Annotated in this window: 21 protein-coding genes; 11 read left to right on the forward strand and 10 right to left on the reverse strand. The window is 44.8% G+C overall.

The window, feature by feature from the left end; genetic code table 11:
- Nucleotide 1 precedes the first annotated feature (1 nt).
- Both ACOJR9_RS06585 and asnS read right to left on the reverse strand, forming a co-directional pair.
- Nucleotides 2–1,345, reverse strand: coding sequence for a short-chain fatty acid transporter (locus ACOJR9_RS06585; RefSeq protein WP_420935521.1), 1,344 nt, complete (start codon nucleotides 1,343–1,345; stop codon nucleotides 2–4).
- Between the two features lie 161 nt (nucleotides 1,346–1,506).
- Nucleotides 1,507–2,904: an asparagine--tRNA ligase gene (asnS, locus tag ACOJR9_RS06590; protein WP_420935522.1), complete on the reverse strand. Its 1,398-nt coding sequence runs from the start codon at nucleotides 2,902–2,904 to the stop codon at nucleotides 1,507–1,509.
- A 260-nt stretch (nucleotides 2,905–3,164) separates the two neighbouring features.
- Between asnS and ACOJR9_RS06595 the strand changes: the two genes are divergently transcribed.
- A complete protein-coding gene (locus ACOJR9_RS06595; protein WP_420935523.1) occupies nucleotides 3,165–3,599 on the forward strand; it encodes a hypothetical protein in 435 nt (144 codons plus the stop codon).
- Between the two features lie 37 nt (nucleotides 3,600–3,636).
- On the opposite strand, the gene ACOJR9_RS06600 is transcribed toward ACOJR9_RS06595, so the two are convergent.
- The 4 genes from ACOJR9_RS06600 to bioA all read right to left on the reverse strand — a co-directional run bounded on the left by ACOJR9_RS06600 (nucleotide 3,637) and on the right by bioA (nucleotide 7,474).
- Entirely contained in the window at nucleotides 3,637–4,605 is a 969-nt protein-coding gene (locus tag ACOJR9_RS06600) for a calcium/sodium antiporter (protein ID WP_420935524.1), read from the reverse strand.
- 298 nt (nucleotides 4,606–4,903) lie between these two features.
- Entirely contained in the window at nucleotides 4,904–5,185 is a 282-nt protein-coding gene (locus ACOJR9_RS06605) for a hypothetical protein (RefSeq protein WP_420935525.1), read from the reverse strand.
- A 252-nt stretch (nucleotides 5,186–5,437) separates the two neighbouring features.
- Nucleotides 5,438–5,959, reverse strand: a complete 522-nt coding sequence (locus ACOJR9_RS06610; RefSeq protein ID WP_420935526.1) for a DUF2937 family protein — start codon at nucleotides 5,957–5,959, stop codon at nucleotides 5,438–5,440.
- Nucleotides 5,960–6,208: 249 nt separating this feature from the next.
- A complete protein-coding gene (gene bioA, locus ACOJR9_RS06615; protein ID WP_420935527.1) occupies nucleotides 6,209–7,474 on the reverse strand; it encodes an adenosylmethionine--8-amino-7-oxononanoate transaminase in 1,266 nt (421 codons plus the stop codon).
- A gap of 109 nt (nucleotides 7,475–7,583) precedes the next feature.
- Between bioA and bioB the strand changes: the two genes are divergently transcribed.
- The 4 genes from bioB to bioD are packed head-to-tail and all read left to right on the forward strand — an operon-like array spanning nucleotide 7,584 to nucleotide 11,588.
- Nucleotides 7,584–8,714: a biotin synthase BioB gene (gene bioB / locus ACOJR9_RS06620; RefSeq protein ID WP_420935528.1), complete on the forward strand. Its 1,131-nt coding sequence runs from the start codon at nucleotides 7,584–7,586 to the stop codon at nucleotides 8,712–8,714.
- Nucleotides 8,714–9,991, forward strand: a complete 1,278-nt coding sequence (locus ACOJR9_RS06625) for an aminotransferase class I/II-fold pyridoxal phosphate-dependent enzyme (RefSeq protein WP_420935529.1) — start codon at nucleotides 8,714–8,716, stop codon at nucleotides 9,989–9,991. Before bioB ends, ACOJR9_RS06625 begins: the two co-directional genes overlap by 1 nt.
- Complete coding sequence (locus ACOJR9_RS06630; RefSeq protein ID WP_420935530.1) at nucleotides 9,988–10,902, forward strand: methyltransferase domain-containing protein; 915 nt, start codon at nucleotides 9,988–9,990, stop codon at nucleotides 10,900–10,902. Before ACOJR9_RS06625 ends, ACOJR9_RS06630 begins: the two co-directional genes overlap by 4 nt.
- Nucleotides 10,899–11,588, forward strand: a complete 690-nt coding sequence (gene bioD / locus ACOJR9_RS06635) for a dethiobiotin synthase (RefSeq protein ID WP_420935531.1) — start codon at nucleotides 10,899–10,901, stop codon at nucleotides 11,586–11,588. The genes ACOJR9_RS06630 and bioD overlap by 4 nt, the downstream gene beginning before the upstream one ends.
- Here bioD and pepE read toward each other — a convergent pair.
- A complete protein-coding gene (gene pepE / locus ACOJR9_RS06640; RefSeq protein ID WP_420935532.1) occupies nucleotides 11,559–12,281 on the reverse strand; it encodes a dipeptidase PepE in 723 nt (240 codons plus the stop codon). The two genes, bioD and pepE, sit on opposite strands and share 30 nt — an antisense overlap.
- A gap of 156 nt (nucleotides 12,282–12,437) precedes the next feature.
- Here pepE and ACOJR9_RS06645 point away from each other — a divergent pair, with 156 nt between their 5' ends.
- The 4 genes from ACOJR9_RS06645 to ACOJR9_RS06660 all read left to right on the forward strand — a co-directional run bounded on the left by ACOJR9_RS06645 (nucleotide 12,438) and on the right by ACOJR9_RS06660 (nucleotide 16,099).
- Nucleotides 12,438–12,920: a low molecular weight protein-tyrosine-phosphatase gene (locus ACOJR9_RS06645; RefSeq protein WP_420935533.1), complete on the forward strand. Its 483-nt coding sequence runs from the start codon at nucleotides 12,438–12,440 to the stop codon at nucleotides 12,918–12,920.
- 81 nt (nucleotides 12,921–13,001) lie between these two features.
- Entirely contained in the window at nucleotides 13,002–13,898 is an 897-nt protein-coding gene (locus tag ACOJR9_RS06650) for a FecCD family ABC transporter permease (protein WP_420936077.1), read from the forward strand.
- Nucleotides 13,895–14,665 carry an ATP-binding cassette domain-containing protein gene (locus tag ACOJR9_RS06655; protein ID WP_420935534.1) on the forward strand — a complete coding sequence of 257 codons (771 nt, stop codon included), beginning with the start codon at nucleotides 13,895–13,897 and terminating at the stop codon, nucleotides 14,663–14,665. The genes ACOJR9_RS06650 and ACOJR9_RS06655 overlap by 4 nt, the downstream gene beginning before the upstream one ends.
- A gap of 90 nt (nucleotides 14,666–14,755) precedes the next feature.
- Complete coding sequence (locus tag ACOJR9_RS06660) at nucleotides 14,756–16,099, forward strand: class II 3-deoxy-7-phosphoheptulonate synthase (RefSeq protein WP_420935535.1); 1,344 nt, start codon at nucleotides 14,756–14,758, stop codon at nucleotides 16,097–16,099.
- A gap of 363 nt (nucleotides 16,100–16,462) precedes the next feature.
- Here the strand turns inward: ACOJR9_RS06660 and ACOJR9_RS06665 are convergent, their stop codons facing one another.
- The 3 genes from ACOJR9_RS06665 to ACOJR9_RS06675 form a co-directional block, all read right to left on the reverse strand.
- Nucleotides 16,463–16,786: a hypothetical protein gene (locus tag ACOJR9_RS06665; protein ID WP_420935536.1), complete on the reverse strand. Its 324-nt coding sequence runs from the start codon at nucleotides 16,784–16,786 to the stop codon at nucleotides 16,463–16,465.
- A gap of 116 nt (nucleotides 16,787–16,902) precedes the next feature.
- Nucleotides 16,903–17,118 carry a DUF3820 family protein gene (locus ACOJR9_RS06670; protein WP_032096079.1) on the reverse strand — a complete coding sequence of 72 codons (216 nt, stop codon included), beginning with the start codon at nucleotides 17,116–17,118 and terminating at the stop codon, nucleotides 16,903–16,905.
- A gap of 19 nt (nucleotides 17,119–17,137) precedes the next feature.
- Nucleotides 17,138–18,928: an ABCB family ABC transporter ATP-binding protein/permease gene (locus ACOJR9_RS06675; protein WP_420935537.1), complete on the reverse strand. Its 1,791-nt coding sequence runs from the start codon at nucleotides 18,926–18,928 to the stop codon at nucleotides 17,138–17,140.
- 346 nt (nucleotides 18,929–19,274) lie between these two features.
- On the opposite strand from ACOJR9_RS06675, the gene moaA reads away from it, so the two are divergent.
- Nucleotides 19,275–20,243 (forward strand): GTP 3',8-cyclase MoaA, encoded by a 969-nt coding sequence (gene moaA, locus ACOJR9_RS06680; protein ID WP_420935538.1) that lies wholly within the window; start codon nucleotides 19,275–19,277, stop codon nucleotides 20,241–20,243.
- Nucleotides 20,244–20,403: 160 nt separating this feature from the next.
- Entirely contained in the window at nucleotides 20,404–20,931 is a 528-nt protein-coding gene (locus tag ACOJR9_RS06685; protein WP_420935539.1) for a GNAT family N-acetyltransferase, read from the forward strand.
- Nucleotides 20,932–21,090 lie beyond the last annotated feature (159 nt).

A 21,090-nucleotide genomic window follows, 5' to 3' on the forward strand; every position in this document is an offset into this window, starting at 1 on the left:
CTTAAAAAAAGCGCAGCGCTAAGGCGATGATCACACCTGTGATGATAAGCTGAATTAAACAGAAACCCATAATGTCTTTGGCTTTTAATCCTGCTATTGCTAGCACTGGCAGTGCCCAAAAGGGCTGGATTAAATTTGTCCACGCATCCCCCCAAGCCACTGCCATCGCAACGCGAGCGATATCTGCGCCTAATTCGGCTGCTGCAGGAAGCACCACTGGCGCTTGCACTGCCCACTGTCCGCCACCTGAGGGGACAAATATATTCACAATACCTGCGCTAATAAAGGTAAGCACAGGAAGGGATTGTGCCGAGGCAAAACTAATTAACCATTGAGACATACTTTCAGCCAATCCAGACTGCACCATGACGGCCATAATGCCGGCGTAAAAAGGAAACTGAATAATAATTCCACTGCCGCCTTTCACTGCCTGCTGCAGACTTTGCAGCAAACGTTTGGGTGTGCGGTGTAGAGCAATGGCCAAAAACAAAAAAATAGTATTCACAATGTTGAGGTTTAAACCGCCGCCTTTTATAAAGTAGTTAACAAGGTAAGCTAAACCTAAAGCGCCAATGATAATGCCCAGCGTTTTACTGTTTTCTAATGTATCAGCGGGCCGCTGACTGCTTTTTTCTTGTTCTGGGCCATGTTCTTTTTCTATGCCTTGTTCTTGTTCTATGCTATCGATGAGTTGGTCCTGACTGACAATGACACTGTCTTGACGTGATGGCAGCATAAGCCGATTAACCAGCGGGACAACAATAAAAAGAATGCAGAGCAGCGCAATATTAAACCCACCAAAAAGAGTTTCGTTTGTGCTAATAATGCCGATTTGCTCTTCACTAAAGTGACCCGGAGTGGCGATAGTAAGAGGAACAGAGCCCGCAAGGCCGCCATGCCAAACCAAAAAACCTGAATAGGCACTGGCCACAAGAAGTCGATAATCCACGGGAGTTTTTCGTGCTAAGGCTTTGGCAAACAGCGCTCCTACAACTAATCCAAACCCCCAATTTATCCAGCTTGCTAACAGTGAAACAAGGGTCACCAATAGGATTGCTTTTCCCGGCGTGTTGCCAAGGTGAGCCAGCTTTTCTAACCGCATTCGCATGAACACAGTAGAAGCCAGCATATATCCAGTGACAAGTACCAGCAACATCTGCATAGAAAATGTGAGTAGCCCCCACAGGCCATTCCCCCATTGTTCAACAACCGTAACAATAGGTTGTTGTTCAATGATTACAGCGGCTAAAAAGACGCAAACAGTCAGAATAAGAACAAAAACAAACGGGTCGGGTAGATAACGCTCAACCAGTTTTACTAAAGGTTTGGCAGCTCTATTTAACATTGTTTTTTAAATTATTTTTGTTAAGAGATTGCTAAAGCATAACGTATCTTTTGTATTTTCCCTACATGGCGATATGGCAACTATGAGTTTAGTTGCTAATTGGCGTAAACAAAAAAGCCCGCAGCAGCGGGCTTCAATGGAAACAGTTAAGCAGCTCTTTTTTAAAAGCTTGCATTACCAGGTGTGCGAGGGAAAGGGATCACATCACGCACATTTTGCATACCAGTTACGTAAGCCACTAAACGCTCAAACCCTAAACCGAAGCCTGAGTGAGGAACGGTGCCATAGCGGCGAAGGTCGCGATACCACGCGTAGTCTTCTTTAGACAGCCCCATTTCTTCAAGGCGGGCATCAAAGACATCAAGGCGCTCTTCACGTTGAGAACCACCAATAATTTCGCCAATTCCTGGTGCCAATACATCCATTGCTGCAACGGTTTTTCCATCGTCATTAATGCGCATGTAGAAGGCTTTAATATCTTTTGGATAGTTTTGCATGATGATAGGCGCGCCAACATGCTCTTCAGCTAGGTAACGTTCGTGTTCTGATGAAAGATCGATGCCCCACTCAACTGGGAATTCGAAGGTTTTACCGCAGTTTTGTAAAATTTCGATAGCATCGGTGTAGTCCATGCGCACAAATTCAGAACTCACTAGGCTTTCAAGTCGCTCTATAGCATCTTTCTTTATGCGCTGGGCAAAGAACGCCATATCGTCCGGTAGCTCTTCTAGCACGGCTTTACATACATATTTGAGCATGTCTTCTGCAAGTTGTGCAATATCGCTTAGGTCAGCAAAGGCCACTTCAGGTTCAATCATCCAAAATTCTGCAAGGTGACGTGAAGTATTTGAATTTTCAGCACGGAAGGTTGGTCCAAAGGTATATACTTTAGACATTGCCGTACAATACGTTTCAACGTTTAGCTGACCACTTACTGTTAGATAAGTTTCCTTGCCAAAAAAGTCTTCAGAATAATCGACATTGCCTTTGTCGTCGTGAGGAAGGTTCATCATGTCTAACGTAGAAACACGGAACATTTCACCCGCGCCTTCAGTGTCGCTTGCCGTTAAAATTGGTGTTGAAATCCAGTAATAGCCTTTTTCGTGGAAGAAGCGGTGGATGGCTTGCGATAAACAGTTGCGTACGCGAGTTACCGCACCAATCACGTTAGTACGAGGACGCAAGTGAGCGTATTCTCGAAGGTATTCAATACTGTGTCGCTTGGCGGCCATTGGATACGTATCGGGGTTCTCTACTAATCCCATTACTTCGACTTCTATAGCATCAATTTCAAGAGACTGGCCTTGACCCTGTGACTCTTTTACTGTGCCGGTAACCGACAGCGAACAACCAGCAGTTAGGCGCTGAATATCGGCGTAATTTGACAGAGAATTTAGCGCAATGACTTGTACCGGATCAAAGCAGCTACCATCGTGTAGCGCGATAAATGATAAACCGGCTTTGGAATCTCGGCGTGTTCTCACCCAACCTTTAACGGTTACCGATTCGCCAACAGCGTACTTACCTTTAAGTACGTCAACAACGGGCGCGTGCGTCATGTTAGTTTCTCCGTCTTACTGTTCTTAGCTGCTATGCACTATAATTAGTCACATAAACGCAGTGTGCAAAATGCACGAAAAATGGTTTTTTCAATGTTTTGGATTTTTTTGCCGATAGAATAACACTAATTAAAACGAGGCTTTCTAGACGCACACTAGCCTTTTTGATGGCGAAGTGCTGAAAACAAGAAGCCTGCCAAAATCCAATAGCACGCTAGTATACTCAACCCTAAGCTGGATGCCAGAGAACAGAGTGACAAATGGGAAATAAAAATGTTTCTTTATCTATGAAAGGCGATGAAAAGTACAAAATGAACAAAAAGCCGCTAATGCATCGAGAGGACAGAAGAAAAACGTCTCACGGTGATACTCTATTTTATAAGGCCATGCTAGGAATCAATATTCTAGCTTGGGGAGGCTTAGTGATCGTGCTAATTCTGTTTCACTACGCTCGTCCTGAGTTTATTACAGGAGTTCAGCAATACTGGGGCGTAGAGGGAGATAACACGTGGACCATGTCCTACGTTGATGCCATGATTATGTTGCTTCGAGCTTGTTTAGTATTGACCTTGGTCAGTACAGTGATGCGAGTGAGGAGAAGCCGCAGAAAAAACGACAGTTTTGGCATTAATTTGATCATTCTCATGCTAATTGTGGCCACGAGTTTGATAACGCTGGCCACAATAGCGAGTTAGTTCTTACGCTAGCTGCTCTCCCTAGAACCTGTTGACCTTAGATAAAGGCCACTTGTATGAGCCAATAGGTATAAGCTACATACGCTAGCAAGAAAGCTCCCCCTTCAACGCGATTCAGTCGTCCTTGGCGGCCTATACCGATACAAAATATGAATAACGCCACCGTAGATGCAAGCATAACAACGATGTCCCGATAGATGAAATCTGAGCTTACCGCCATGGGTTGAATGGTACCTGCTATGCCCACCACAGCAAGGGTATTGAACATATTAGAGCCAATAACATTACCAATGGCTAAGTCGTGTTCCCCTTTTCTAACGGCAATGAGAGAAGAAGCTAGCTCTGGCAATGAAGTACCAATAGCGATAACCGTAAGCCCGATGATAGTGTCGCTGACTCCAAAGAATGTGGCAACTTCCACTGCCCCCCACACTAACATGCGTGAGCTTGCAATAAGTAACAGTAAGCCGGCAATTAGCCACATTACATGTGTTTTAACCGTGCCTTTCGAGGCATTAATTTCGTCACTGTATTCATCGGCTAGGGCATCTTTATCGCCCTTCATGCCATGATAAATGCTCCACGAAATAAGAAGAACGAATAATCCTAATAGTGAAAATGCATCGTCTTTAGAAACTTGTTTGTCCAGTACCTGCCATGCAGCAAAGAAAGTGATGCCAAGTAACACTGGCAGTTCTTTTTTAATGATTTCCGATTTTACTGCAATGGGGCTAATAAGGGCGGTTAGCCCTAATATAAGCAAGATGTTAGCAATATTCGACCCATACGCATTACCTAGCGCAATGCCTGCGTTACCCTGTAATGCAGCGAATATTGAAACAATGATCTCAGGTGCAGAAGTGCCAAAACCGATAATGAGCATACCGATTAATAGTGGCGACACGCCAAAATGGTTGGCCACTGAGGCTGCGCCACCGACAAACCTTCCCGCGCTCCACAGTAACACTGGTAAACCAACAGCAATAGCCAAGCAGGCTAAAAACATACTTTCTCCTTACAGCTGAACCTATTCTATGAGTTTCGTTAACATTATGTCTGAAAACACATTCTTTCTAGGTTCTAGTATCGCAGATACTGCGCTTTTTTGTAATACAGAAAACGTTTAGCCGAACAAAAAGATAGTAAGAAACCAGCACGGGCGGGGCTGACACCCTACTTGCAGTATTGCCATACTAATATTACCTAAAGTCTGATTATCTAAAAGATTGATAACTATAAGATAAGCAGCGTTGCCAAACCGTTATTTATGCATAGGTGTACAGCGGGTCAACAGCACAACTCAATCAGTGATGAATTTGGGTAATGTTTACTTTTTTATTTAACTGTTTAAGGCGTGAAACAAGTTGAGAAAGTTCCTCTACTGAGCCTGAATAGTTTATTTTCTTATTCATTTGTCTGCCTTTTATCGCCGTGTGAAATAGAGCGCTGCTCTCAAAACACGCTGTTTTCTTATCAAGTGTGTTCCACTCCTTTTGTAAATCGGAGGGGATAGAGTGGCGTTTAGCGTACAGTTTGTCTTTAATTTGCAACACTTTTCCGATCAACACTTGAGTATTCGTTGTCATGTTTTTCTCCTTAAGCTATGAAACACGAACGATGCACCATCTCATTGTAATCAAGAGCACGTTTTGTGGTGATGAGAATGCTCATTCGTTAACGTTCATTTTTGATGTTAATGATTACTCCATTAACATCAAAAATGTTGCATCATCAATGCCAATTTGCATTTTCAGTCTGTTGTTGAAATTGTCATTTCAACCAGTTGGAGCAAGCTCATGGCAAAACAACATGACTAACGGATGATAAAGAAATAGAGCCTATTTATAAGAGAAGGTTTTTGAGGTCTTCTTTAACTTTTTGGCTTGGCAATAGCAAAAGTGAGGAGTCCAGATAAGCAGATTGAGCAAGATAGCGGTTACTAAACTAAAAATGATCGACGTTGGTGTTAAGGGAATGGATGGGCGAAATTTATCGACTACTTTTTTCAACGTAGAAAACTGTTCTGGACTGGCTATGTAGGCTAGCTTTTCAAAATAATGGCCATACTCAAGGGTGCGCATGCCTTGTTCTAATGAATCGATCATTGAAAAGCGTTGTGCTTTTTGCGAGGCGTTGTCTCTTACTAGAGCCTCATCATTTTGTTGGAGGCTGTCTAGCATGGCTTTAACAGAAGAAAAGCCATGCTGCTTCGCTAATTCAGAAGACAAGGTAACTTCGTCTCTAATAGCCTCGTAGTAGCCATTGAGGTATTGCCTGTAGTGGTCAGCAAGTATAGGCACTTGTAACGCGATAATAAATAAAACAGCAAAAACAACTTTATCTAGAACGCGCATGATCATTGGTCAACCTCAAGTTAATTGTAAATATGACAGTGATTTGTTCGCCATTTATAACAGCATTTACGCCTCTGACAATGTACCCATAACTCCTACACTACCCAATACCCATTTTACAAACGACTTGCATCACGAGTGAGTCACGTAACATAAAAGAGACTATTAAAATGATCTGCACTATAACTTACTGTGCTTAGCACTAAGCGCACAAGATGTGTGCAGTCTACGAGTCAATATGTAAGTTATGTGTCGCTATTTTAGGAAGTCATAGATAGCATGAGTCAATCTGCTCAGCTGCTCTGAACTTATTATGTATGGAGGCATAATATATACCAATTTACCGAAGGGTCTTATCCATACGCCATGCTTGACAAAATGACGCTGTATTGCAGCCACGTTAACGGGCTGCACGACTTCAACTACGCCAATAGCGCCCAGCACACGCACGTCTGCTACACGTGGCAAGTCTGCACATTTTGCCAATTCGCTCTGTAATTGTTTCTCAATGGCCGGTATTTGCTGCTGCCAATGATTTTCATTAATAATAGACAGGCTTGCATTAGCAATTGCGCAAGCCAGTGGATTGCCCATATAGGTTGGTCCGTGCATGAACACCCCCGGCGAGCCTTGGCACACTCCCAAGGCAACATCTTCAGTACATATCGTTGCAGCTAGGGTTAAATAACCACCCGTCAAGGCTTTGCCTAAACACATAATATCGGGCGTGATACCCGCGTGTTCACACGCAAAGAGCTTTCCTGTACGTCCAAAGCCAGTAGCAATCTCATCACAAATAAGCAGCACATCGTAGGTATCGCACAATTGACGACAGCGTTTTAAATATTCAGGGTGATACATCCGCATACCGCCGGCACCCTGAACAATAGGCTCTAGTATTAGCGCGGCCATTTGGTAATGATTTTTTTCAAACAATTCCTCTAAAACAAGAATATCGTCTTCGCTGAAGGTCTGACCAAAGCGAGTTTGAGGAGCGGGTGCAAAAAACTGTTTGCTTAATACGTTTTCAAACAAGCTATGCATACCATTAACCGGATCGCACACACTCATTGCTGCAAACGTATCGCCGTGGTAGCCATTTCGAGGTGCAACAATGCGCGATTTTTCGGGTCGTCCTTGGCATGCCCAATACTGAATGGCCATTTTAATCGCCACCTCAACAGATACCGAACCTGAATCAGCGAGAAAAACCCGCTCTAGTCCCGCAGGAACCATCTGTAATAACGTTCTACATACATTAATTGCTGGCTGATGGGTAATGCCACCAAACATAACATGCGAAAAGGCGTCTACCTGTTCGTGAGCGGCTTTATTTAGCACTGGATGATTATAACCGTGTATTGCCGCCCACCAACTCGACATGCCGTCGACGAGGACCTCACCAGTAGAGAGCATTAGTTCAGCACCACTAGCCCCAATGACTTCGTAGCAGGGTAGTGGATTAACGGCGGATGTGTAAGGATGCCAGATATGCTGCTTATCAAATTCTATATTGTTCAAAATGTAACCGTTAGTAAATATTTTGGAATGGTCAGAGTTGACAACTTTGTAATGACGCATAGACTAAGCCAGCATTCCCATTTAGTAAAGAACAAGTAAAGGACAGTCCATGACACTGGCTTCAGCGCAAAATGCGCAAACGACAACAATTCGTAACGATTGGACGAAAGACGAAGTAACCGCTTTGTTTGAAATGCCATTTAACGATTTACTCTTTCAAGCGCAGGTTGTGCACAGACAGCATTTTAACCCTAACGAAGTTCAGGTGAGTACGCTTCTGTCGATTAAAACCGGTGCATGCCCGGAAGATTGTAAATACTGTCCGCAAAGCGCGCGCTACGACACGGGGCTTGAAAAAGAGCGCCTTTTAGAAATAGAAAAAGTAATAGAACGTGCTAAGGAAGCAAAGCAGGTGGGCTCAACACGTTTTTGCATGGGAGCCGCATGGCGCAACCCTCGCGATCGCGATATGCCCTATATCGTGAGTATGGTTGAAGAAGTGAAAAAATTGGGTCTTGAGACTTGTATGACACTTGGCATGCTTACTCGCGATCAGGCCGTTGCTCTTAAACAAGCAGGCCTAGATTACTACAACCACAATCTTGATACTTCGCCAGAATATTATGGCGATATTATTACTACACGCACTTACGAAGACCGCTTAAATACCTTAGAAAATGTTAGGCAGGCAGGAATGAATGTATGCTCTGGCGGTATCGTAGGCATGGGTGAGACAGTCGCGGACAGAGCCAGCATGCTTGTACAACTAGCAAATCTACCTGAGCAACCGCAAAGTGTTCCTATTAATATGTTAGTCAAAGTAAAAGGGACGCCCTTAGATAGCGTTGAAGATTTGGACTACTTCGAGTTTATCCGAACTATCGCCGTGGCGCGTATTATGATGCCAAAGTCTCACGTTCGTTTATCGGCGGGTCGAGAGGCAATGAACGAACAGATGCAAGCTATGTGCTTTATGGCAGGGGCTAACTCTATATTTTATGGTTGCAAGCTGCTCACTACGTCAAACCCTGACACTCATGAAGACGTGATGTTGTTTAAAAAGCTGGGTATCAACACGGAAAGAACCCGCGACTTTTCTGACGAAGCGCATCAACAAGTTTTAGAAGAAGAAATTGCACAGCAAGCGGAGGGGGAAACTGACGCGCTGTTTTACGATGCAAGCAAACCAAAAGCCGCTAAGCCTTCTTCGAAAACCGAATCGAATACAGCAGAGGCCTGATGTCCTTCTCTTGGTTAGAAGATGCACTGTCCCAGCGAGCCCAAGCGGGTTTGCTGCGTCAACGCGTGTGTCAGCAGTACGAAAAAGACAACGTTATATGTATTAACGGCGACCACTATCTTAACTTTTCCAGCAACGATTACCTTGGTATGCGCCAGCATGAAGGGGTGCTGCAAAGCTGGGTAGAAGGGCTTGCCCAATTTGGTGGCGGTAGCGGTGCATCACCGCTTGTTACGGGTCATACACAGGCTCACCTCGCGCTAGAGGCCACCCTTGCCGACGGGCTAAATCGCGAAGCGGCATTGTTATTTAGCTCTGGCTTTGCTGCGAATCAAGCCGTGTGTACGGCGCTTTTTGGCCAAGGCTCCCCAAACCCCTCGGCAGCGCAATCGTCGGCTATTTTTGCTGATAAATTAATGCATGCCTCGTTTCTTGAAGGGGCAATGTCACTTAAAAAGAATGCCTCGCTTCGCCGGTTTCGACACAATAATGTGGAGCACTTAGCATCTTTGCTGTCTGCCCGTGAGTCGTTACACACCGATATGCTCATCGCCAGCGAAGGTGTATTTAGTATGGACGGCGACCGAGCACCGGTAAAAGAGATCGCCGCACTAGCTGAGCAACACCGCGCTTGGTTTATGCTCGATGACGCCCATGGCATGGGTGTTTTTGGGGATAACGGGTTTGGTACCGTTGAGGAGTTACAGTTAACACAAAGCCAAGTACCCATTGTAATGGGAACCTTTGGCAAGGCCATTGGTACAGGTGGTGCATTTATTGCGGGTAGCCAAACGCTCATTGACTACCTAGTTAATTTTTCAAAACACTATATATATTCAACGGCCATGCCGCCTGCGCAGGCTGTCGCCACCTTGTATTCGTTAACTCATGTTGGCACGGATACCGCTCGTAGAGATCAGCTTGTGGCAAATATTGAATATTTTAGAGCTCGTTTTGCCCAAGAATTTGGAAAGGGACACACTGTCAAAAGCGCAGATTGTCTAGACCAAGAGTGCAAAAACACAGCAGCCGTTGGCGATCTCTCTCTGGTTGGCTCTAAAAGCGCAATTCAGCCTGTTATTGTGGGTTGCCCTAGGCGAGCTGTAGCCTTGAGTGACGCGTTAAAAGAGCGAGGAATGTGGGTTAGCGCTATTCGCCAACCCACGGTGCCGAAAAATGAAGATAGACTGCGTATTACTCTAACCGCTACCCATACCGAACAAGATATCGATATGTTAGTCGACGCCCTCGCTTTGGCGAATGGGGCCATATCGTGAATGAATTTTGCGCTCAAGCAGGGAACGCACTGGTTCAGGAGGCAGGCGCAGTGGCTCAGGAGAAAGGCTTTGATAGCCCAACACCACTACAGAACGCTAGTAAAAGTTTAAATATAAGCGCACACATAAGCGCAGGCATAAGCCCAAACATAAGTGAGACAGCAGTCGCAGAGCGCTTTTCCAAGGCAGCCCCACGTTACGATAAGCTAGCGGCTATTCAATACACCATTGCGCAGCAAGGGTTACAAAACCTACCTGCCCAACTTGTAGGCGATGCCCTTGATATAGGATGCGGAACAGGTGTACACACCCATTCTCTTTACCGGCGTGGCTTAGATGTCGTTGGCGTTGATATTGCCGAAGGGATGCTAGCGTTCGCGAGTAAAAACTATCCGAACCTTACTTTTAAACATGGCAGTGCTCAAGCGCTACCAATAGAGAGTGGCAGTATTGATGTTGTTTATTCGTCTATGGCATTGCAGTGGGCCAATAGTCCACACTGTGTAGCAAAAGAAGTTCATAGGGTACTTAAAAATGATGCCATGGCAGAGTTGGCCATTATGGTATCGGGTTCATTTGAAGAGCTAATGCTCGCGCGTCAATTAGCTCAGCTTCCTACGGCAATTACTGCTTTACCCACGGCCCAGGTGTGGAATCACGCTTTTCTGGAAGCTGGGCTTGAGGTAAAGCGAGCTATCAAACGAGATTATGTGGATAGCCACAGCGATATTATGTCTCTTCTGCGTTCGGTAAAGGGCGTAGGAGCAGGAGAAACTGGAAAGCAACAAAAAGTGCTTAGTCGACAGGATATTAAAAAATTGAATATGGCGTATCACACTATTCATGGCGAAGCAGGGCGTCTTCCGCTTACTTATCGCGTAGGTCATTTTAGATTGGAAAAAAAGGCATGAAACAATACTTCATTACCGGCACAGACACCGAAGTAGGCAAAACCTACGTTACATGCCAGCTTCTTCAAGCAGCGTCACAATTAGGGCACAAGGCGCTTGGTTATAAGCCAATAAGCGCTGGATGCGACCTTGTTTATGGTGAATGGGTAAACGAAGATGCCGCCGCTATCCAGAAATCTAACGGCATTGATTTACCTATTAGCGAAATAAACCCCATTGCGCTTAAGCCGCCCATCGCTCCGCATATTGCGGCCGTTGAGGCGGGAGTGTTACTAAGCGACGAAAAAATAATAAAGGGGTTAGGCAGCCTGCAAACACATAAGCCAGATTTATTATTAATGGAGGGCGCAGGTGGCTGGCGCTTACCGCTGAATGTGGGAGATGAAACCAAGCCAACCCGATTCTTATCTGATGTGGTGGCATCTATTGGTATGGACGTCATTTTAGTAGTTGGTATGCGTTTGGGGTGTCTAAATCATGCCTTACTCACTGCACAAGCAATTAGAAGTGATGGGCTTAACATTGCGGGCTGGGTAGCCAACGATATTACTGGCAATATGACTCGCTATAGCGAGAATTTAGCCTCGTTAAAAGCAATGCTGCCAGAACCGCTGTTAGCCGAAATTCCCTTCGGCCAACAACCAAGCGACGACAGATTAGCCCTCGCGATTGAGCAACTCTGTTAAATCTGCACCTGGGGCAATGGGCGATTTTTCATTTCCTAAAAATACATAACCTTCCATTGCTCCAGCTAGCGCAAGTTTATTGTCAGTCAGCGTAAGCGCAGTTCCTTCGCGAATTGCCACTACGGGAGTGGTGGGGTTAAGTGCTGTAAATTCGAAAAGCCGTTGATCACGGGTTTCACCGTTATGGCCCTCTGGCTGATAGTCGGTGTAGTGAGGGTTTACTTGGAACGGAACAATATTCAGCGCTTCAAAACTGGGCGGCTCAATAATAGGCATGTCGTTGGTGGTTCTAATTGACTGACCGCAAATGTTAGAGCCTGCGCTCCAGCCAATATAGGGAGTTGCATCTGCGATGGCATGCTTAATGGGGACCATTAACGCCCCAGCATACAAGGTTGAGAGTAGATGGAACGTATTCCCTCCACCAACCACAATGCTTTGGCCGTTTTCTTTGGCATGATTAATAGCTGATACTGGGTCTTCTACAGTATGTAACCCTGTAACATTGCACTCTGGCAGAGCCTCGGCGACTTTATTAACGTATTCGTCGTAGGTGCCGGTGACGGCCGCGTAAGGAATGAATAGGAGGTCGCGAATATCTCCTAAGTGTGCAAGAATATGGGGCCTTGCATGTTCAAGGTACGCCTCGTCACCTTGACGAGAGCTACTAAGCATTAGTGCATGTGCGGTCATACAAACTCCACAAAATCATAGATATAAATTTACGCAGGTCAAATTAACGCTGGATAGAACAAGAATACGCTAAATCGACATTAAAGTTTAGCGTGGCGAACTTTATGTTGCAGTGGTGTTCGTATTGATAGTCTTACGTAGGTTAAAGGAACGTAAATGAAGCAATCCACATCGGTCTTATTTGTCTGCTTAGGGAATATTTGTCGTTCCCCTACAGCAGAAGCAGTTTTTAAACATAAAGCGGCAGAAGCGGGATTAGATCTCTTCATCGATTCTGCCGGCACTCATGGCTATCATATCGGCAACCCGCCTGATAAGCGTTCTCAGGCGGCGGGTGTAGCACGAGGTTACAGCTTTAAAGGGTTGAAGTGTCGTCGAGTTCATGAAAGTGACTTTGAAAAATTTGATTATATATTGGCGATGGACGAGAGCAACCTGGGTAACTTACACGGCATGTGTCCGGCTCAATATCACGAAAAAGTCAGTCTGTTTCTCGATTTTTGCGGTGAAGATGAAAAAGAAGTGCCAGACCCCTATTACGGCGGCAAACGAGGGTTTGAGTTAGTGCTCGACCTTATTGAGTCGGCCTCTGACGGCTTGATTACACACATAAAAAACGCCTCCAGCAACGCAGTGTAATAACAAGGCCAACACACGTTGATAAACCCTAAAGCAACGGTTATTGCAGTTGCATCATTATTTGTTGTTGCGTTAGCGAGTGTGCTCGCTGTCGTGGCGTTTTCAGATTCACCGAATGCGCTTAAGCTGCATATTTTATATCAACTGCAGCTGCCTCTTGTGCTGACTGCCACCTTGGTGGGGGCTGCGTTATCGGTGAGCGGAGCGACCTTGCAAGTCGTGCTTAGAAATCCACTAGCCGATCCAGGGATTGTCGGTATTACAAGTGGCGCTAGCCTTATGGCGGCTTTGCTGCTGCTCATAACGCCACACTGGGCCCAAGCATATCTTCACTATCTACTCCCATTAGGGTGTTTTATCGGGGCGCTGGTAACCACCTTCGCTATCTACAAGCTCGCCAGAAAACTACTCGGATCTTCTACTGCGGTTATCTTATCAGGTATTGCTATTTCAACCCTAAGCGGTGCATTTATTGCGTGGCTTTATTTATTTAGCGATGCTAATTCACTTAGAAATCTTACCTTCTGGTTAATGGGTAGTTTATACCAAACCAGCTGGCCAATACTGCTCGTGGGTGGCCCACTCATTATTGCAGCGCTGTGGTATCAGTTTGCTAGTGCAGGCAGCTACAACAGACTATATGCAGGTGATGTAGCGGCGACAAGCAGTGGTGTAAATGTGCATCAGCTCACAGAGCGAAGCCTAGTGGCCTGTGCTGTAGCTGTGGGAGCTGCCGTGTCGATGGCGGGCTCTATTGCCTTTGTTGGCTTGTTAATACCACACATTCTTCGTTTACTGATTGGACACAACAATAAGCTTCTTTTGCCACTGTGCGCTTTTTCGGGGGCAAGTCTGCTATTGCTCGTTGCACTGTGCTCAGAACTTACAAGAGCGATCACTCTGCCGGTGTCGATGATCACCGCTACGCTTGGTGGGCCGCTGTTTATCTGGGCGTTGCTGAAAGGTCAGCTTCGATGAGTATGGTGCTCCAATTAACTAATATTAGTCTCACTAATCGCTTACATGTTGATTCTTTAAATGCTGTGAAAGGAGAATGCATTCACCTTCTTGGGCCTAACGGAGCGGGAAAAAGTTCGTTGATGGCGGTTATTGCCGGTCTAATTTCTCCTGAGCAAGGGGAAGTAGTGCTGTGTGGTAAAGCACTAGACACTTGGTCACTTGCCGAGTTAGCGTCACTTAGAACTATGTTGTCGCAACAGTTGGAGTCGAATTTTGCCTTACGTGTGGGTGAGTACTTATCGTTTTATGCTCACAGTCATCGCGATAATCTTCTTATTCCGGTTATGCTGGAACGTGCCCTTGAAGTCGAGTTATTTCTCGATAAGCCACTTACGCATCTTTCTGGCGGGGAGCGACAGCGCGTAGAGATTTGTCGGGCACTTTTACAGATTTGGCCTCAGCTAGACGTCGGGGAAGGCATGGCCATTCTCGATGAGCCATTGCAAGGGCTAGACATTCGACATCAATACGCCGTTGCTACACTTATCCAAGCCCTATGCGCTAAAGGCAACACCATTATCATGAGTTCTCATGATATTGCTTTAAGTGCTAACTATAGCACCTCGCTGTGGCTTATGAATAAGGGGCGTATTGTTGCTAGCGGTGCGCCGGATTCAGTGGTGACTCAGAAAAATTTAGAACGTGTATTTGAGTGTCATTTTTTAATAAGCAAGAAGAAAAACTTTCTGGAAATTCAAGTTTGTGCGCCTATCACCCTTGAATAAGTATGTTAAAATGCAAAAATTATTTTTGACGTCCGTAAGTATGCTTTTACAGACATCGTTTTACGCAGACGTATTTTCAGGAGAGTACCGGTGAGTGAATGGAAAGTAGATAGCTGGAGGCAGAAACCTATTCTGCAGCAGCCAGAATATGAAGACAGTGCCTTATTAAGCAATGTTGAACAGACCCTAAGCACTTATCCTCCATTAGTGTTCGCAGCTGAGGCCAGAGAGCTTCGTCGTCAGCTTGGCGAAGTGAGCCTAGGAAAAGGGTTTTTATTGCAGGGCGGGGATTGCGCCGAGTCGTTTGACGAGTTTAACGCCCCCAAAATTCGCGATACGTTTAAAGTGCTTTTGCAAATGGCGATAGTGCTTACATTTGCGGGACGTTGCCCAGTAACCAAAGTTGCTCGCATGGCAGGCCAATATGCTAAGCCTCGCTCTTCAAATTTTGAAACGCGAAATGGCATCACACTGCCAAGCTATCGCGGCGATATTATCAATAATTTTGAGTTTACCGAGGCAGCTCGCCGCCCCGATCCAAATCGCTTGCTAGAGGCGTACCATCGCAGTGCTTCTACATTGAATTTATTACGCGCCTTTGCTCAGGGTGGGCTAGCAGACCTTCACGAAGTGAATCGTTGGAACATGGCGTTTGTGGAAAATAGTCCGCTAAAAGAACGTTATTCTGATATGGCCACGCGCATTCAAGATTCGTTGGAATTTATGGATGTTATTGGTATTAATGCTAATTCGAGTTCTACGCTGCACGAGACATCGCTGTTTACGTCTCACGAAGCCCTGCTATTGAACTACGAGCAAGCGCTAACTCGCACTGATACGCTAACTGGAAAGCCTTACGATTGCTCGGCGCACATGGTATGGATAGGTGAGAGAACGCGCCAGCTTGACCATGCGCACATTGAATTTTTCCGCGGCATTCACAATCCCATCGGCGTCAAAGTAGGGCCAAGTATGGAAGAAGACGAACTCATTCGTCTCATCGATACATTAAACCCGCTAAACGATCCTGGTCGTTTAACACTGATAACGCGAATGGGTGCTGACAACCTTGCCGATAACCTTCCGCGCTTATTGCGTAGAGTGAAAAATGAAGGTCGTCATGTTGTATGGAGTTCAGACCCCATGCACGGCAATACGTTCTCTGCGTCTTCTGGCTACAAAACTCGTAATTTCGACGCCATATTGCGCGAAATTAAGCAGTTTTTCCAAGCCCATGAAGCAGAAGGCACTCATGCTGGTGGTATTCATTTAGAAATGACGGGGCAGCATGTAACAGAATGCACGGGCGGCGCTTACGAGATAAGTGACGAAGACTTAGCCCAAGCGTATAAAACCCAATGCGACCCTCGATTAAATGCGGATCAGGTATTGGAAATGGCGTTTTTAGTGGCTGATCATTTGCGCAACGCTTAAGCCTCAACGTTTACGCTTCAGCGTTTAAATCAAAGCATTTAAAGTCAAAGCTTATCAGTTTTGAGTTCGCCATAAAAGCTAAGCCACAAATTGAAAAGGCGCTCATATTTACATTCAAATGTAATGCGAGCGCTTTTTTTTGGGTTTTACTCTCTTGTTTAGCTAGCCCGACCTTTGACGTTAATGCCTCGTTAGGTGGCCTTCCCGAAGGACGATTTTAAAATGTCCGTACGCTTTGTTGTGTCAACTTGATGTAGAACCACTGCACCTGCGGTAACACGCCGCGATTACGAATATTTTACGTCTCGCTGAGTGGGTTAGTATCTATGCGCTATGCGGACTAATGGTATAAGCGCTATGCCATTAACTTGTCAGCACATGCTGGCGTTCTTCTTCACTTAACACGCCTGTAAATATGGTTTCTCTTCTTAGGTTTGCCGTGCGCTCGTCATCAGCAAGCAGTAAAGACTTAAATAGCTCAGGGTTATCGACGGTTTCTAAAATACTGCTCCACAGCATATAGCTGCCGTAACGCATGAGCTTGTTGTTGTAGCGCTGTTCTAGGGTTTCGCGCACGCCATCAAGCAAGTCAGGATTATTGAGTACCTTTGTTGCCATGGCCTCATGTATTTTTAAAATGCGGGCGTTGACTTCACTTCGCCTTTGCTTACGGGGTCTTACGGACATAGTGTTGCTTTATTCATCGTACTTGTTTATTCATAGGGCTTTCATAGTATTTGCTTTTGGCTCTTTGGATATAAGCCTTATATAAAAGCCCTATATAAAACCTATGTGAAAATGCCTTAATCATCATAAAGAAGAGGCTCGACAACAGATTCAAGGCCATTCAATTTAATTTCATACATCAGTGCAAGTTGCTGTCCCAATTTACCGCTAGGAAAACCTTGCTTGTTAAACCAAACCAAGTACGTTTCGGGAAGATGAAACAATCGTCTTCCCGCGTATTTACCGAACGGCATGGTTTGGTTTATTGCTTCTTTTATACTTTCCGAGTCCATGTATTTTCAAGTCCAGTTGTTAAGGCTCGAGTTTGTTACGCTGTTGTGTTTGCCACAATGAGGCATATTCGCCGTCTTTAGCGAGCAGGTCATCGTGTGTGCCTTGCTCCACAATAGCTCCCTCGTTAACCACTAATATCTCATCGGCATCAACAATAGTGGATAATCGATGGGCAATAACAAGGCTAGTATGACCTTTAGCGGCATCGCGCAAGGCTGATAGAATAGCCTTTTCAGAGGCACTGTCTAAGGAGCTTGTCGCTTCATCGAAAATCATGATAGGCGCGCCTTTAAGCAGGGCTCTAGCAATGGCCACGCGCTGTTTCTCGCCACCAGATAGTTTTAAGCCTCTTTCGCCAACGGTGGTTTCGAGCCCGTTTGGCAGCTTCTTAATAAATGCTTCAAGATGGGCCAGTTTAATCACCTGGCTAATTTCGTCATCATTGGCTTTGGGGTTGCCGTAACGAATATTCTCTTTTAATGACGTATTAAAAAGCACAGTGTCTTGGGGCACAATACCAATGTGAGCGCGAAGACTATCTTGCGAGAGCTGCTTTATGTCTTTCCCGTCTATTAATATTTGACCTCTATTAGGCTCATAAAAGCGAAACAGCAGCTTCATAATAGTCGACTTACCAGCTCCACTTGCTCCAACTACTGCCACCTTTTTACCGGCAGGTACTGTGAAGTTGATGCCGTTGAGTATTCTGCGTTTTTCGCCGTAGGAAAAGTGTACGTCTTTGAAGCTGACGGCAGGGTTGGTTGTCTTCAATGTCTCTGCATTTTCAGCATCTTTAATTTGAGGAACCTGCGCCAGCAAATTAAACAGCTTATCAATATTGGCGAGGCTTCCTCGGATCTCTCTGTACACAAAGCCAAGGAAATTAAGGGGCATAAAGATTTGCATGGTAAACGCGTTAATCAGGACAAAATCACCAATGGTCATTTCCTCGTTTAGTACACCTAGCGCCGCATTAGCCATCATCGCGGTCATGGCAATGGCGATAATGCTTGCTTGCCCGGCATTAAGGGTAAAAAGGGAAAGTCTATTTCGTCGACGGGCTATTTCCCATGCCGCTAAATCGTCATCGTAGCGATTGGCTTCGAAATGCTCATTATTAAAGTATTTCACGGTTTCAAAGTTCAGTAAGCTATCCACAGCTCGAGAATTTGTGGTGGAGTCGGCTTCGTTCATTTGTTTCACAAACTGGGTTCGCCAATCGGTAGCTTTCATGGAAAAGCCCACGTAAACCACAACACTAATAACGATAATCAGGGCAAAAGAGATACCGAATTGAAACAGAAGAAGGCCTACAACAAGGCTTATTTCTAACAGCGTTGGTACTATGTTAAACACCATAAAACGCATTAAGAAGCTAATGCCGTTAGTTCCCCTCTCTATATCTCTAGACAGGCCACCTGTTCTGCGGTTTAAATGAAACGCCAAGTCTAGATTATGAAGGTGTTTAAACACCTTAAGACCCACGCGTCTCATTGCACGTTCAGTGACTCTACCAAATAAGGTATCGCGCACTTCCCCCAACAATACATTGAGTAGCCTTAATACCCCATAGGCCACAATTAAGCTGATGGGAACGGCCACGGCAAGGGCGGTAACATCGCCATTGAGACTGTCTACAGTGTACTTCAATACGTAAGGCAGGCCAATGCTGGCAAGCTTTGCAGCCACTAAGCATAGAATGGCCAGTCCGACGCGTTGTTTAAATTCAAAAAGATAGGGGACAAGTTGGGTTAATACTTGCCATTTTACAGGCTCATCATCATTAATAGGTAAACGATTTTTTCTCATTTTATACTGCAGTAACGTCCAAATTTGCTTCTATGTGAGCCAATAACATCAAAACACATGCTACAAAGGCGATTTAGTGACTTAATAGTACGTGGCTTAATACAATGTACTTTAACACTACGAAATGAAATGATTCTAAGATTATGTCGGTCTCATTTAACGTAAAGAAAAGCGCTACACTATTTATATACGCTGCCGGTAGTGTAAAGTAACGACAGTACAGAGTACATAAGAAGCCAATTGGCGAATAAGATATAGCAATACACGTTGGTGTAATTTTTTTCATCGTTGTATTTTGCCAAAATAGGTTGTTAGTAAAGATGCAATAAAAGCACTAGGAGTTAGTTTGCTAGAAGATAGTTTCGGAAGACAGTTTCATTATTTACGTTTATCGGTAACCGAAGCATGTAACTTCCGTTGTCAGTATTGTTTGCCCAATGGCTATGATGGTCCTTCGAGCGATCAGTTTATGTCGCTATCTGAAATTGACACTTTATTGCAAGCTTTCGCTAGCTTAGGCACTTCAAAAGTACGTCTCACCGGCGGAGAGCCCACCCTAAGGCGCGACTTTATCGATATTCTTCAACTCACCGCTAATACGCCGGGTATAGAAAGAGTCGCTATGACCACCCATGGCGCGCGTTTGGAAAAATACGCGTCTCAGTGGAAACAGGCTGGTCTTGATCAGGTTAACGTAAGCATAGACAGCCTCGACCCCAGGCAGTTTGCTGCTATTACTGGGCAAGACAAACTGCAATCGGTATTGAGGGGGTTAGATGCCGCAATTGATGCCAAATTAGAGGTAAAAGTAAATTCAGTATTACTTAATGACTTTTCAGACAGTCGACTACAGCGATTCTTATCGTGGCTTAAAGGTATGCCGGTTACCCTTCGCTTTATTGAGCTAATGGAAACAGGGGAACTTTCTCAGTTTTTCAGTAAACAGCATCAAAGTGGTTCACCCTTAAAAACAACCCTTGAAAATATGGGGTGGCAGCCAATTGTTCCGAGAAAAGATGCAGGCCCTGCACAGGAGTTCTATCACCCCGACTACGCAGGCAAAATAGGACTAATCATGCCTTACAGCAAGGATTTTTGTAAAACCTGTAACAGACTGCGTGTATCTGCTCCCGGTAAGCTTCATCTTTGTTTATTCAGTGAAAATGGTATTGATATGCGCGACCTACTGGCTAAAGGAGATGTGCAGGAGGTAGTGACATTTCTGAAACAGGCTTTAGGAAAAAAACATGCAACTCATTATTTGCATGAAGGGAACACCGGTGCCACTAAACACTTAGCTATGTTGGGTGGATAGATTTATTCAGTGAGTTTTTGTTCGAAAGGTGGATGATAATTGAGATGGATCAACCTAGCGCAGTTAAAAAGAAAACAATCAACATTGTGAATAAAAATTTATTTGGATAATGACAAAAATAAGATATATTCGAAAAAAATAATAAGAGAAAAGGATTTTTATGCGAATCAGGGACAGTTCACGTCTTTCCTACCACTATATAACCGAAGCAGATGCTGATTTTCTGTGGGAATTAGACCAAGATGAATTGGTTATGAAGTTTATAAACGGTGGTAAAAAATCTTCTAAAGATGACATTCAAAATATCTTTGTTCCTCGATTTCAAGCGTATTCTAACCCTTCTTTTGGCTGGGGATTGTGGCGCGTAGAAAGGCAGGATAACAAGGAAAGCATCGGCTGGATTTTAGTAAGGCCTTTCGGTTTCTTCACCAACGCGCCCGAAAGCGACAATATAGAATTAGGCTGGCGTTTTAAACGAAGTAGTTGGGGTAATGGTTACGCCACGGAAGCGGCAAATACCATAAAGGAAAATTTGTATGAACTCGGTATCGATAAATTTTCCGCCATCGCCAATCCAGACAACACCGCGTCTATCAATATCATGAAAAAGCTAGGCATGTCCTTTAGCCACGAACTTGAGTACAAAGACAGCGTCTTTCAAGAGTTGGTAGTGGTATATACCACCTAGCAAAGATCAACACGCCCTTTTGCTGCTCGTCTCAACAGCACATGCCATTCGCACTACGTGTACAAATAGGAAATGCATCTTTTGTAGCATAGAAAGCGGGACCAAAATAGATTATTGTTTTAGCATTAGAAATTCAGCTCGCGTGCCAAATAAAGAGAG

It is taken from the genome of Alteromonas ulvae, from assembly GCF_048987005.1.
Lineage (GTDB): Bacteria > Pseudomonadota > Gammaproteobacteria > Enterobacterales > Alteromonadaceae > Alteromonas.

Bases quoted from the DNA above. Each gene is read 5' to 3' on its own strand.
- ACOJR9_RS06585 (WP_420935521.1), bottom strand. From the start codon at position 1,345: ATGTTAAATAGAGCTGCCAAACCTTTAGTAAAACTGGTTGAGCGTTAT.
- asnS (WP_420935522.1), bottom strand. From the start codon at position 2,904: ATGACGCACGCGCCCGTTGTTGACGTACTTAAAGGTAAGTACGCTGTT.
- ACOJR9_RS06595 (WP_420935523.1), top strand. From the start codon at position 3,165: ATGGGAAATAAAAATGTTTCTTTATCTATGAAAGGCGATGAAAAGTAC.
- ACOJR9_RS06600 (WP_420935524.1), bottom strand. From the start codon at position 4,605: ATGTTTTTAGCCTGCTTGGCTATTGCTGTTGGTTTACCAGTGTTACTG.
- ACOJR9_RS06605 (WP_420935525.1), bottom strand. From the start codon at position 5,185: ATGACAACGAATACTCAAGTGTTGATCGGAAAAGTGTTGCAAATTAAA.
- ACOJR9_RS06610 (WP_420935526.1), bottom strand. From the start codon at position 5,959: ATGATCATGCGCGTTCTAGATAAAGTTGTTTTTGCTGTTTTATTTATT.
- bioB (WP_420935528.1), top strand. From the start codon at position 7,584: ATGACACTGGCTTCAGCGCAAAATGCGCAAACGACAACAATTCGTAAC.
- ACOJR9_RS06625 (WP_420935529.1), top strand. From the start codon at position 8,714: ATGTCCTTCTCTTGGTTAGAAGATGCACTGTCCCAGCGAGCCCAAGCG.
- bioD (WP_420935531.1), top strand. From the start codon at position 10,899: ATGAAACAATACTTCATTACCGGCACAGACACCGAAGTAGGCAAAACC.
- pepE (WP_420935532.1), bottom strand. From the start codon at position 12,281: ATGACCGCACATGCACTAATGCTTAGTAGCTCTCGTCAAGGTGACGAG.
- ACOJR9_RS06645 (WP_420935533.1), top strand. From the start codon at position 12,438: ATGAAGCAATCCACATCGGTCTTATTTGTCTGCTTAGGGAATATTTGT.
- ACOJR9_RS06655 (WP_420935534.1), top strand. From the start codon at position 13,895: ATGAGTATGGTGCTCCAATTAACTAATATTAGTCTCACTAATCGCTTA.
- ACOJR9_RS06665 (WP_420935536.1), bottom strand. From the start codon at position 16,786: ATGTCCGTAAGACCCCGTAAGCAAAGGCGAAGTGAAGTCAACGCCCGC.
- ACOJR9_RS06670 (WP_032096079.1), bottom strand. From the start codon at position 17,118: ATGGACTCGGAAAGTATAAAAGAAGCAATAAACCAAACCATGCCGTTC.
- ACOJR9_RS06675 (WP_420935537.1), bottom strand. From the start codon at position 18,928: ATGAGAAAAAATCGTTTACCTATTAATGATGATGAGCCTGTAAAATGG.
- ACOJR9_RS06685 (WP_420935539.1), top strand. From the start codon at position 20,404: ATGCGAATCAGGGACAGTTCACGTCTTTCCTACCACTATATAACCGAA.